At 53.9% G+C, this 12,613-nt stretch carries 9 protein-coding genes; all 9 read right to left on the bottom strand.

The features are described from left to right. Positions 1-10 precede the first annotated feature (10 nt). The 9 genes from KF947_RS12940 to KF947_RS12900 all read right to left on the bottom strand — a co-directional run bounded on the left by KF947_RS12940 (position 11) and on the right by KF947_RS12900 (position 12,604). A complete protein-coding gene (locus KF947_RS12940; RefSeq protein ID WP_227404129.1) occupies positions 11-1,786 on the bottom strand; it encodes a peptidase M14 in 1,776 nt (591 codons plus the stop codon). Next, the gene (locus tag KF947_RS12935; RefSeq protein WP_227404128.1) at positions 1,783-2,637 is read right to left on the bottom strand and encodes an ABC transporter permease; all 855 of its coding nucleotides are present in this window, start codon (positions 2,635-2,637) and stop codon (positions 1,783-1,785) included. Before KF947_RS12935 ends, KF947_RS12940 begins: the two co-directional genes overlap by 4 nt. Positions 2,638-2,639: 2 nt before the next feature. Next, a complete protein-coding gene (locus KF947_RS12930) occupies positions 2,640-3,563 on the bottom strand; it encodes an ABC transporter permease (RefSeq protein WP_133731654.1) in 924 nt (307 codons plus the stop codon). Positions 3,564-3,657: 94 nt separating this feature from the next. Further along, the gene (locus KF947_RS12925; protein WP_227404127.1) at positions 3,658-5,187 is read right to left on the bottom strand and encodes an ABC transporter substrate-binding protein; all 1,530 of its coding nucleotides are present in this window, start codon (positions 5,185-5,187) and stop codon (positions 3,658-3,660) included. Positions 5,188-5,237: 50 nt separating this feature from the next. Continuing rightward, complete coding sequence (locus tag KF947_RS12920) at positions 5,238-7,094, bottom strand: ABC transporter ATP-binding protein (RefSeq protein WP_227404126.1); 1,857 nt, start codon at positions 7,092-7,094, stop codon at positions 5,238-5,240. A gap of 231 nt (positions 7,095-7,325) precedes the next feature. Continuing rightward, positions 7,326-7,661 (bottom strand): hypothetical protein, encoded by a 336-nt coding sequence (locus tag KF947_RS12915; RefSeq protein ID WP_227404125.1) that lies wholly within the window; start codon positions 7,659-7,661, stop codon positions 7,326-7,328. Positions 7,662-7,763: 102 nt separating this feature from the next. Further along, on the bottom strand, positions 7,764-8,798 hold the full coding sequence (locus KF947_RS12910; protein WP_227404124.1) for a histone deacetylase family protein: 1,035 nt from the start codon (positions 8,796-8,798) through the stop codon (positions 7,764-7,766). Between the two features lie 9 nt (positions 8,799-8,807). Further along, positions 8,808-9,107 (bottom strand): GIY-YIG nuclease family protein, encoded by a 300-nt coding sequence (locus tag KF947_RS12905; protein WP_227404123.1) that lies wholly within the window; start codon positions 9,105-9,107, stop codon positions 8,808-8,810. Continuing rightward, entirely contained in the window at positions 9,104-12,604 is a 3,501-nt protein-coding gene (locus tag KF947_RS12900) for a bifunctional diguanylate cyclase/phosphodiesterase (protein ID WP_227404122.1), read from the bottom strand. Before KF947_RS12900 ends, KF947_RS12905 begins: the two co-directional genes overlap by 4 nt. Between the last annotated feature and the right edge of the window lie 9 nt (positions 12,605-12,613).

The raw sequence follows: 12,613 nt of genomic DNA, 5'->3' as shown, positions 1-12,613 counted from the left end.
GTCATTGAGATTAAGCATTCAATGAGAGCGTTTGAAAGGCCTTATAGGCCGCCACCACCGTTGCCATTTGCGCGGTATGCGCCTGCACAAAGGGCTCGCCGGTTAGGGTTTCATCAGGGTATTCAGTGATCAGCATCAATGGGGTTAATTGATCGGCGTCTTCCGAGCTTAGGTAGGGGAAGCCATTCAACATCTGGAAAGTTAACGCCCCCGCATGGGTCTCAAATAGCGCAATTTGCGCGGCATTAAACTCGACCAGACCAGGCACTTGCGCAAGCTGCTGGGTGACGGCTTCCACCAATTGCTCAGCCGCTGTTTCGTAGCCTGGTTGATAGCGCAGGATCAAAAAAAAGCCCTTGGGAATCGTCCACATCTCAAAGCCGCGGGGCACGTAACCGCTTAACGGCCGCGTCCACTCATGGGCCGGGTAGCCGTGCAGATTGATATGCAGTCCGGCATTACTGAAAGCGAATGCCTGTTCACGAATAGCATGTTCAAATGGCTGCCCAAGCGGCTGGCTCTGGAGGTCATTACCAAAGGCCGTGTAGCGCGCCGCATGGTGCATATGGCGTGGCTGAGTGGCGATGAGCCGGCCCTGCAACGCGTAGCCATCAGGGTTTTCCAGCGGCGAGATGACGAAGTGGGCCTCTGGCTCACCGCTAAGCTGATGAGCGGCACGTAAGGCACCCACCACGCCGGAGGTTTCGTTGGCATGCTGCCCCGCACTGATCATCACGGCGCGGTCAGTACCGATGATATAACGCGCCTCTATCGCTCTCCCCGCCCGTGTCTTGGTCTGTAATTCCTGACCACCCAGTTCTGCTAATATCGCCTCTATTTGCTCAACGCCGATGGCCTGCTGTGCGCTCTCCAGCTCTACCTCGGCCCGCGGCAGTTGGGAGGCATCCAAAGGCCGCAGGCTGACGTTTAAATAGGCTTGCTCCCCCTGGGAGGAGACTTCCGGCACAATCTGCCCCGGCTGAATGGATCGATCCCCCAGCGCCAACCCTGCACGGCGCTGAAAATACTCCAGCGCTGAGAAATAGAGCTCTTCATGGAGCGCCTCGGCAAGGCTGATATGCTCATCGTCCAACGCTAAACGGCGGTCACTACAGGGCAACTGCACCGTAAAGTTGAGCTCTTCGAAATAGGGCGACACTGCCTGCCACTGGGTTGAGGATAACGTCGCCATCGCCGCTTGAAACAGCGCTTCATAGTCCGTCTCAACAATTGACTCGCTTACCTCGCCATTGGGAGAGGTGAGCCGCAGCCAGCCACAGGGTGAGCACTGTGCTTCGTCTACATGATCTAGATGCTGACGATTAGGCGCTTCAACACAGTACGTTTCCAGCTCCCCAGTGCTACGCTCCACACGGACGCGATAATGAAGAGGCGTAGAGTCAGTGGAGGACGTGGCATCAACTTCCTCCCAGCGTAACGATACACCTTGCGGAAGTAGCGCCGCCATCGGGTAGGCTTCCAGCAGAAAGCGGCGCGGCGCATGTGCTAACACCGGGTACTCAATTACCAACGACTGCAGCGACGCCCACGAGAACTCCTCCAAAAAGAAGTGCACCAGGGGCTTATAGGCACTGCGCAGGCGCGCACTAATACCCGCAGCCCTGAAGGCCGTTTCTGTGGCTTGACGTTCGCTTTCATCGTCGAAGACCCATGCCTCCAACTGATAGCCTTGGTAGGCAGGCGTGGCGTACTCATCAAGCAAAGATCGCGTGGTGCGTGGAAACGAGCGCTCTAACAAGATATCCATACGGGGATCGTTGGTCATAAGGAGGTGCGTCCAGTGGGATCCAGGGCATCCCGGAGCCAGTCACCCAGCAGGTTCAGCCCCAGCACGGTTAACAGAATAGCCAGGCCGGGGAACACACTAACCCACCACGCCGTTTGCAGGTAGGTACGCCCTTCAGCCAGCATGCCGCCCCAACTGGGAATCACTGGATCCACGCCCAAGCCTAAAAAGGTCAGGCTGCTCTCAAGCAGAATATTATTGGCCACATTGAGGGTCATCAGCACGATGACGGGGCCAATCAGATTCGGCAACAGATGCTGGAACAGAATGCGAATATCTTTCACCCCAATCGCTTTAGCCGCCAGAATAAATTCGCGGTCGCGCAGCGATAGCACCGAGCCGCGCACCAAGCGCGCGTACTGCACCCACTGGGAGATAATCAACAGAATAATCATATTGGTTAGCCCGCCACCAATCACGGCAATAAAGGTAATCGCCAGCAGGATGAAGGGCAGCGCGAGCTGCACGTCGGCAAAGCGCATCACGATCATATCCAGAAACCCACCGTAGTAGCCGGATACCAACCCCATAATGATGCCGATCACCACCGCTCCGAGAGCTGAGTAGACCCCAACTTTTAGCGAGATTTCACCGCCGATAATCACTCGCGCGAGCACGTCCCGGCCTAATGGATCCGTGCCGAGGGGGAAGCCTGGCTCCGCCAGTGGGGGCGTTAAACGGTAGGCTAAGTTAAGCTCTGAACCTCCACCCGGAAACAGCCAGCCGGAGAAGATCACTGCAAAACCGATACCGCCCACAAGCAGCACGCCAAGGATAAACTCAAGGTTCTTAAAGCGTTTCAATTTGTCAGTTTTAATAGCTGCGGTCATGATTATTCCTTGCGCACCCTGGGGTCGACCAGGCCATAGGCGATATCAACGAGAAGGTTAATGGAGATGATCATTAACGAAAGCACGGTGATAACACCTTGTAGAACGGGATAGTCCCGGGCCGATACGGCTTCGAAAGCCAAGGTGCCGAGTCCTGGCCAGTTAAAGACACGCTCGACAACCACGATACCGCCCAACAGACCACCGAACTGCAAACCAAAATAGGTGATCAGCGGAATGGAGCAATTGCGCAGCGCATGTTTGTAGAGTACGACCGTGTTGGAAAGGCCTTTTGCCCGCGCCACCATGATGTACTGAGAGCGGAGGGTATCCAGCATAGTGGTTCGCACTAGGCGCACGTTGGTGGCGGTTAGAATGATCCCCATCGTCGCCGCGGGCATAATGAAGCTGGAGAAGCCCTCCATGCCACTGGGCGGCAGCAGATTAAAAGTGATGGAGAGCAGCAGCACCAGCATGATGGCCAGCCAGAAGTTAGGAAAAGAGAGCCCGATCAGGGAAAATATCCTGATCATCTGGTCGGGCCACCTTCCCCGCGATACCGCTGCCTTGATTCCCAGCGGTATCGATACCACGATAGACACAAACAGCGAGGCGAAAGCCAGCGCCAAGGTGGCGGGCAGCGCGCGACCGATCAGGTCACTCACAGGGGTTCCGCCCATAAAGCTGCGCCCAAAATCACCCACCACCAGACCGCGCAGGAAACCGATGTACTGGGTCAGGAAGGATTGGTTCAACCCCAAGGCTTCACGAATCCTATCCAGATCCGCCTCGGTAATACTCCCCGCCCCTTGTGCCAGCATGACCGCCGGATCACCGGTTAACCTGATCGCAAAAGAGACGATCAGCGTCACGGCGATCACCACAAAGACGGCCTGCAGTATTCGATAAAGAAGAAATTTTGCCACTATGACCCCAAGCCCGAAACGCTTACATGAAGCTTTTGTGAAGTGTCAGTGTGAAGAACCGGCCGCTCTTGCAAGCGGCCGGATGGCGTTACGTTTATTCACTAACGTCCACGTTGGTTAAACGTATACGGTTATCCGGGGCAGGCTCAAAATTCTCCACCCGGTCACTGACACCGTAAAGGGCATTGATACTATAGAGCGGCATTTCCAAGGCGCGATCCTGGGTATATTGGGCAATCTCCTGGAGCAGCGTTTCTCGCTCTTCCTGATCCGTAATGCTGCGCTGGGATTCGAGCATTTCATCTAACTCAGCGTCGCTGTCATAAGGATTCCAGCGTTCGCCTGTGTGGTACATCAGATAAGCGGTATTGTCGAAGTCGAACGTCCAACCGCCCCATTTCTGCTGGAACATCTCTCCAGTGCGGCCTGCCGGAATAATGTCGTTGAGTAGCACATTGGTCTCGTAAGGCTGGATCGATGCGGTAATCCCCACCCCTTGCAGGTAAGCCGCCACTACCTGGGCCACCTCACCAAAGGTGGCGTCGTTACCGCGCACATCGATCTGTACCGTAGCGCCTTGCTCGACGCCCGCTTCATCCAGCAGTTTGCGAGCCTGCTGCGGATCATATGGCAGGGGCTCCATATCTGGGTCGTTACCGAAGGACTGAGCGCCCTGGAAACTGGCGATCATTTCGCCCTCGCCAGCCAGGATGGAGTCGATAATCGCCTGACGATCCACCGCCATGATCATGGCTTTACGCACGCGTTCATCGGCGGTAATACCGGACTGGGTGTTGAACCGAATCGCTTCCACCGTTGGCGAAGCCACGCTGACAACGCTGATCCCGTCATGGTTATTGATGGTGTCGATCATGCCGATAGGAACCGTCGGCGGAATGACGATATCAACCCGCCCAGCCTGTAGTTCAGCCACGGCAGTAGATGGCTCGGAGATAAAGCGGTAAGTCAATTCGTCAAGTTTCGGCGCGCCGCCCCAGTGCTCGGCAAAGGCCTCAAGCTGAACGTCTTCACGGGGATTATATTCCACTACTTTGAAAGGCCCGGTGCCTACCGGATGGGTATTGAAGTGCTCATCGCCATGCTCGGCCAGGTACTCCGGTGGCACAATCATTGCGCCGTAGCCTGCTAGTTTGGTGAGCAGCACTGGGTCGGGCTCATTCAGGTGGAAGTCGACTGTATAGTCATCAATGACTTCCACGCTTTCAATCGCCGTGTAGTTGGAGCGCTGGGGCCCCTGCCCCCCTTCCTCACCTAATAAGCGATCAAAGGTAAACTTTACCGCTTCAGCATTGAAGGGCTCGCCATTATGGAAGGTGACGCCTTCACGCAGAGTGAAACGGATACGGGTACCCTCATCCAGCTCCTCCCACTCGGTTGCCAGGCCGGGCACCAGCTCTAAATCAGGGCCTCGATAAGTCAAACCATCGAAAATATTGGTGGCGACCGAGGCCCAATTCACCAAAAAAGTGTCGATGGGATCCCAGCTACCCGGATCTTGCGGTGAAGCAATTGTTAATGAACCAGCCTGCGCAGAGGCAGAGAAGGCAACGCTCAGTGCCATACCGGCGATGGCACCATTGAGCACGCGTTTGTTTTTCTTCATGGGATTACTCCTGTTGTTGTCTCACAGTTTTTATACCATCAGGAAACTAACTATGATGCCAAACGCTCGGCGCTGCCTACTTCCTGGGCAACGAAATGACCGCTAGCCACCTGCACTAATGGCAAATGTTCTGGCTCATCACCGACCTTACGGATAGGGCTAAGAATATCGCCCTGCAGCAATGTACGCTCCCGCCTCTGTGAGGGGTCGGCCACCGGCACAGCGCTCAACAGCTTGCGGGTATAGGAGTGCTGAGGCGAATCAAACACCGCTCGACGCTCGCCTAACTCAACGACTTGGCCAAGATGCAATACCGCCACGCGGTGGCTCATTTTTTCCACTACAGCCATGTCATGACTAATGAACAGATAGGCCAAGCCTTCGTCTTGCTGCAATTCCATGAGCAAGTGAATGATCTGCGCCTGGATAGAAACATCGAGGGCAGATAGCGCTTCATCAGCAATGATCAACTTAGGCTTGGAAGCCAGAGCGCGGGCAATACATACCCGTTGGCGCTGGCCGCCAGAAAACTCATGGGGATAGCGCTCAGCCTGATCAGCACTCAAACCAACGCGCTCAAGTAACTGATTAACGCGCTGACGGATTGCTTTAGCACCGTGCAACAAGCCGTGCGTACGAATGGGTTCGGCTATCGAAAAGCCCACGGTTTTGCGGGGATCCAAGGAGGCAAACGGGTCTTGAAAAATGTACTGCACTTCTTGGCGCAGGCGCATTTTTTCTGCCCGCGACATGTCGGCCACGGCCTTGCCACCAAAGCGTATCGTGCCACTGGTGCTTTCCTGCAACTGCTGAATGGTGCGCCCGATGGTCGACTTGCCAGACCCCGACTCTCCTACCAGCGCCAGCGTCTCTCCAGGAAAAATGCTGAAACTGACATTTTCCACCGCATGGACGCGATGGCTAACTCCACCAAAGAAGCCCTTACGGATATCGAAGCGGGTGACTAAATTTTCTATCTCCACCACTGGGGCTGCATCGGTTCTAGCGGTATCCTGCTGACGACTTTCACCCAGCGTACGCGCAACATTTCCATCCAGCACCACTAATGGATCCATGCGTGGAAGGGCTTCGCCCTGCATGCTGCCAAGCTTTGGCACCGCCGCTAACAGTGCTTGGGTATAGGGGTGTTGGGGGCGGGCGAAAATCTCCTCCACCGCCCCTTCCTCGACCTTTTCGCCATGGCGCATGACCACTACCTGGTCGGCCATCTCCGCCACCACCCCCATATCGTGGGTAATGAAGATGACAGCCATCCCTAGCTCCTGCTGCAGGTCACGCATAATGGTAAGGATCTGCGCTTGAATGGTGACATCCAATGCGGTGGTGGGCTCATCGGCAACCAGCACTTTTGGTCGGCAGGCCAGCGCCATCGCTATCATCACTCGTTGGCGCATGCCGCCGGATAGCTGGTGGGGGTAACGTTTTAACAGCGCTTCAGCATCGGCCAGGCGCACCAGTTTTAACAGTTTTACTGCTTCGACCCGCGCCGCGTCTTGGGTTAGCTTCTCATGCAATACCAGCACTTCGGTAATCTGATCGCCAATGGTGTAAACCGGATTCAGCGACGTCATGGGCTCCTGAAAAATCATGGCAATCTCTTTGCCACGTATCTTGCGCATCGCCTTATCCGAAAGCTGGGTAAGATCTTGCGGTTGAGAGCCACTGGCGTCACGGTGGAACAGTATTGTGCCGCTGGTAATCTCAGCATTCATGTACTCCACCAAGCGCATAATAGCCAGTGAAGTCACCGATTTACCCGAACCAGATTCGCCAACGATTGCCGTCGTTTTACCGGGATAAACATCAAAACTCAGATTTTTAACAACCTGGTTGGAGCCAAAATTCACGCCCAAGGAGCGAACCGATAGCGCTGGTGTAATGGTCACAAGATGTATTGCCCCCTGCTCTTAGATAGCGTTTTTGTAAAACGTTAGTCGAGTAGACATATCCTTTCAAACTACTCATCTTGTTAAACTTTTGTCAACACATCGTTGTTAAGCACCTACTAATTTTCCTGCCATTAAAAAAATTCGGCTACCTGTTAAGACATACATCTCGCGCACAAAAAAAGCCCCATCGCAGGAGCTTTTGATCGCAGTTAGTGCTGATGAGCGCTGTTACCCCACCCGGTGCTGCTTGAGCACGGTGAGGCTTCGTTCTTCTTCGCTTTGCGGCTGGGAAGGTGCCTGACGGGTACCGACCAGCACGTACCACTCGGCCTCTGAAAGGTAGGTTTGGCACCAGCGGCCCAGGTTGGCGGCGCTCTCTTCGCGGCTAGAATCGCCGCAGCGGTAGTCGTGCGCCAAATGAAGGAGGTCTTGACGGGCAGTACGCGCACGGGCGTTGCCACCGTGCACTTTGACCAGCGGGCAGCGTCGGTCATAGGCGGCGTTGGTTAACGCATTAAGCCAACGCTCCAATTCATGTGCCTGAATTCCACCATACACTGCCACGCTTGAGCTCCCTGCCCCGTTGAAAGGGCAATAGCCTGCCCGATTTAGGGGCCGCTGTCACGGTTAACCTTTACCCTTGGTTAGAGGCAGTTCCAGACCTTTTTATAGCGCCTGTTCAAAACCTTGTAACACGTTGACTACATTGACACCGATTTCATCTACCGCATAGCCCCCTTCCATCAGAAATACGCTGGGTAGGCCTGCTTGAGCCAGGCGCTCACCTAACGCTATGAAATCTGCGCTAGTAAAGGTGAAGGCACTTATGGGGTCACCTTCGAAGATATCGACTCCTAGCGATACGATCAGGCATTCACACTCCGCGGCTTTAATTTGCGCCAAGGCTTGTTCAAGTGTGGCCATCCACGTGGTAACGCTGGTACCCGGCGGCAACGGGTAATTGACGTTAAAGCCCTCGCCTTGCCCTTCGCCGTTTTCATCAGCGTAGCCCAAATAGTAAGGAAAGGTAACTTCGGGGTCGCCGTGCAGCGAGATAAACAGCACATCGTCACGCTGGTAGAAAATTTGCTGGGTGCCATTGCCGTGATGAAAGTCGACGTCAAGAATGGCGACCCGGCGTTTGCCTGTATCTAAGGCTCGCTGGGCGGCAATGGCGGCATTGTTAAAGAAGCAGTAACCGCCAAACTGATCAAACGCGGCGTGGTGGCCTGGCGGCCGGCATAAACCAAAACTGGGTTCGCCAGTTTGCAGCGTATGCTCTACCGCGCCTAACGCCACGTCTTTACTCGCCATGGCGGCTTCAAAGGTGCCTTCTGAGATCGACGTTTCCGCCGCCAACGCGTAGTAGCCTAGCTGACCGCTAACGGATCGCGGAATGCGGTCACCACGCATGGTTCGTGCGGGCCAAATATTGGGAATCGCCTCCCCCTCATGCCCAGCCGCCTGCCACTCTTGCCAACAGTTGGCTAGAAACTCCACGTACTCTTTGTCGTGCACCGCTAATACTGGCGCTACCCCATAGGCGCTAGGAGTACGAATATCCCCAAGCTCGGACTGGCGAAGATGCTTCAGCACTAAATCAAGGCGTTCGGGGCACTCAAACGGAGTCACCAGCGCGCCATCGTGTAATTCCGTGCGCGCTTGGCGCAAACGGCTGTCCTCTGAGTAAAATGTCAGCATGTGGGCTCCTCAATCGGCGTCTAACTGAACAGGCCACTGCTCGGCCCAGCGGCGCTTTTGACTCGGCGTTTGTTGCTTTAACTGGTATTCAGCCCGGCTTGCGGTAGCGCGATCATTAAACGGTTCGGCGCCCAGCAGTGCAACGGGAGGATTCGCACGGGTATAACGCGCCCCTTTGCCTGTGCAGTGTGCTTGATAGCGCTTTGCCAGGTTATTGGTAATACCCGTATAGGTGCCGCGCTGGCACTCCAGCAGATAAACATACCACTGATTTTCAGCAAGCAGGCTTTCGCTTGGCAAGCTAGTCACTCATTTGCCTCGTAATCGGGAATTGAATCGGTCGATAGCGAGGTAATAAAGATTTTCAAGGCATCTATTGACATCGGCTTCGCTAACCCAAAACCTTGAAATACATCGCATTGATAGGCCATTAAACGTAGATGCTGCTCTTCCGTCTCGACGCCTTCCGCCACCACCCTTAGCCCCAGGTGGTGCGCCATGGAAATAATGCCTTGCACGATGGCGGCATCATCGTCGCTATGGGTAAGCTCGTGGATAAAGCTACGATCTATTTTTACTGTGCTGATCGGCAGGAGTTTTAAATAGCTTAAGCTTGAAAACCCGGTGCCGAAATCATCGATCGATACGCTTATCTGCATACTTCGCAGCGCTTGAAGGGTATCAATCGCCGCTTCGGTATTATCCATTAGGATTCCTTCGGTCAGTTCTAACGATAACTGTTCCGGTGGCAACCCAGTGTCTAACAGCGTTTGACGCAGCGTAGTCAGAAAACTAGCACGGTTAAATTGAAGGGGTGATAGGTTAACAGCGACTTGAACCCGCCCCAACCCTTCTAGGGTTAATGCCTGCATATCCAAACAAGCACGTTTAAGCACCCATTCACTGATCGGCATGATCTGGCCGGTGGCTTCAGCAAGCGGTATAAAACGTGATGGTGAAATCCACCCTTTACTCGGGTGTTGCCAGCGTAGCAAAGCCTCAACGCCCGCCAACTGACCTCGCTGGTCTATCAATGGCTGATAATGTAGCTGGAAGGCCTCCCGCTCGATTGCTTCTTGCAGGTCATGGCGTAACACCATCCGCTCGCTGACTGAGTCGGTAAAGGCCTCGGTAAACCACTCAAAGGCGTTGCGGCCCTGCTGCTTGGCTTTGTACATCGCCATATCTGCCTGCTGAATCAGCATTTGCGGCTGTAGGGTAGTGTCTTGACTGAGCGCAATGCCAATACTGGCCGTGAGGTAAAGTTCTTGTCCGTCTAGGCAATAGGGTCGCGCCAGTGTCGTTAGCATGCACTCTACACGTTCTACTACCTGCGCTTCTTCTGTGATATCAGTAAGTAGCATCACAAACTCATCGCCACCTAGCCGCGCCACTATATCGTTTGGCCCTAAGGTAGCTTGCAGGCGCCTAGCCACCTCGGTTAATACCCGATCCCCTACGGCATGGCCGAGGTTATCGTTTATTGGTTTGAAATCGTCCAAGTCAATAAATAGCACCGCTAATCGCAGCTCGCCTTGCTGTAAAAGGGTGAATTGCGCCAGCAGCTTATCTTCAAACAGCGCACGATTAGGTAACCGAGTTAAAGCATCATGACTGGCATGATAAGCCAGACGTGCTTCATACGCCTTGTGTTTAGAAATATCGTGTTGAACCCCCACAAAATGGGTAACGCGCCCGTCTTGATCACGAACTGGAGAAATATATAAATCGTTCCAAAAAGGGGTTCCATCTTTACGATAATTGCACAGGGTGACGTGAACATCACGCTGCTGAGCAAGGTGACGGCGGATTTTCGCCACGCTGGCAGGGTCGCTATCACTGCCCTGCAGAAACCGACAGTTGTGACCGATAACATCTTCCTGTGTATAACCAGTCATAGTGGTAAATGCCCGGTTTGCATACAGGATTGGCATACCCGGCAGAGTGGCATCCGCAATCAGTACCCCGTTAACACTAGCTTCAACACTGCGCTCTAAGATTCGTAATTGAGTTTGCTGCGCACGGCTGACCGTGACGTCCTGGGCAATGCAATAGATGCCATCAACATTGTCATTGATGCTAATCGGTAAGGCAATCAAGTCTAAAAGGTGGAGCTCACCATTGCGATCAATAATAGAGAGCTCAAAACGCGAAATTTCGCCCTGGATGGTCGCTTGAAAATACTGACCTATACGATCCATGTCGTCTGCATTAATAAAATGCGTAAAATGCTGGTCTAAGATTTCACTATGCGTATAGCCGGTGATGGTAACGCAACTCGCATTGGCGGTAACAAAGCAGCCCTCTCTATCGAGTGAAAACACCGCATCAGGGTGGTGGGTAAAAAGTGAGCGATAACGTTGCTCACTCTCTTCCAGTGAAAGCTGCGCCGCTGTTAACTCTTGAGTACGTGCAATACCCGCTTCCACCAAACCTAAACTAAATGCCAATAACCAGCTGAGCAGCAGCCCTCCCATGGCAACGGTAACGGGCATAAAGCTCATCATATACCAGTTATAGTGGGCCCCCGGATAGGCGTGTAATGTGAAGTTGACCCCTCCCGGCAAACCAGCATGCCGCGATGCCAGCGCCATATCTGGCGTTAACACAGGGTCAGCATTAAACCCTGCCGGGTGCAGTATAAGCAGCGGCTCTGAGCCACGATTAATGCTGACTTGAAAAGGTCCTAGCGCCATTCGCAGCTCATTATTGAGCATTTGCGAGATATCGAACGTCGACAGTAACTGTTGGTTACTTCTCTCGGTAAGAATAGTCAGCAGTATCCGCTGGGGGTGACCCGCATCTGGCATCATTAAGCGTGGCCGGCCAAGCGGAACGCCCAACCAGTTAGTTACTCGCGGCTTGGTTATTTGCTGTTGAAACCACATCTGCTCCTTAGAAGTGCGAGCGATCGACCACACGCGTTGTGTCTCTTCATTGAGTAGCATTATGGCTTTTAAGCTGGGCATATCGTCGAGATAGTTCTGGGCATCTTGGGCCAATAAGGCCGCGTCAACATTGCCTCCCGCTGCATCCAATCGCTTGGCCATACGCTCCATCTGGTCTAAACGGGTACGCATCGCCTGTTCGGCACTGAGCTGGACATTATCCAGTAGGTACATGGCTTGTTGATGCGTGGCTGAATGTTGCTGCATGCTGAGTAGCAGCCACACAATGCTACTAATCGCCACGCCTGTCACCGCCGCAACGAAAGCCCAACGGCCTGGATTAAGGCGTTCTGGTTGTTGGCGCCTCCCAATCGCGACCAAAGCGGCCCCAAGCAGCATAGCGAAAACCACCACCGCCACAGGTGATGAGGAAAAAAGTGGGCTATCTACTTCGACGCCACTCCATAAACGTGCAATGACTAAGCCTGCAAAGAGCCATAAAACAATGCCAGTCACCAGCCATATACACCGGCGCCTAGAGGTGGCAAACCCAATCAATAAACACAGCGCCACTACTAATAGCATTAAAGCGGCTATTGAAGTAATCCGCAGCTGGCCGGTTAACCATGATTCTTGTTGCCCTCCCGCCCATTGATTGTGCACCAGGGTATACACCAGCACGACCATCAATAAACAAGCACAGAGCAGGCGCAACGTCCGCCAATGCTGCAATGCTGCCAGCAGGCCGATACCTAACAGCAACGTGATGAGGGCAGCGTCCGGCACCAATGACACTGCGAACAGCGAGTACTGAGCACCAATTCCAAACACTAGCCCCGCCACACCCATAAAAAGTAGCGCTGATGCGACCATTAAGAGCAGTGTTTCCAACGCCAAATCTCGGCTATTAATTGGCATGTGCTACGG

The organism is Halomonas sp. FeN2 (genome assembly GCF_020595105.1).
GTDB classification, from domain to species: Bacteria; Pseudomonadota; Gammaproteobacteria; order Pseudomonadales; family Halomonadaceae; genus Vreelandella; species Vreelandella neptunia.
The sequence above is the reverse complement of the archived record's forward strand: the minus strand, read 5'-3'. Positions and strand labels throughout refer to the sequence as shown.

Bases quoted from the DNA above. Each gene is read 5' to 3' on its own strand.
- KF947_RS12940 (WP_227404129.1), bottom strand. From the start codon at position 1,786: ATGACCAACGATCCCCGTATGGATATCTTGTTAGAGCGCTCGTTTCCA.
- KF947_RS12935 (WP_227404128.1), bottom strand. From the start codon at position 2,637: ATGACCGCAGCTATTAAAACTGACAAATTGAAACGCTTTAAGAACCTT.
- KF947_RS12925 (WP_227404127.1), bottom strand. From the start codon at position 5,187: ATGAAGAAAAACAAACGCGTGCTCAATGGTGCCATCGCCGGTATGGCA.
- KF947_RS12910 (WP_227404124.1), bottom strand. From the start codon at position 8,798: ATGCTGACATTTTACTCAGAGGACAGCCGTTTGCGCCAAGCGCGCACG.
- KF947_RS12900 (WP_227404122.1), bottom strand. From the start codon at position 12,604: ATGCCAATTAATAGCCGAGATTTGGCGTTGGAAACACTGCTCTTAATG.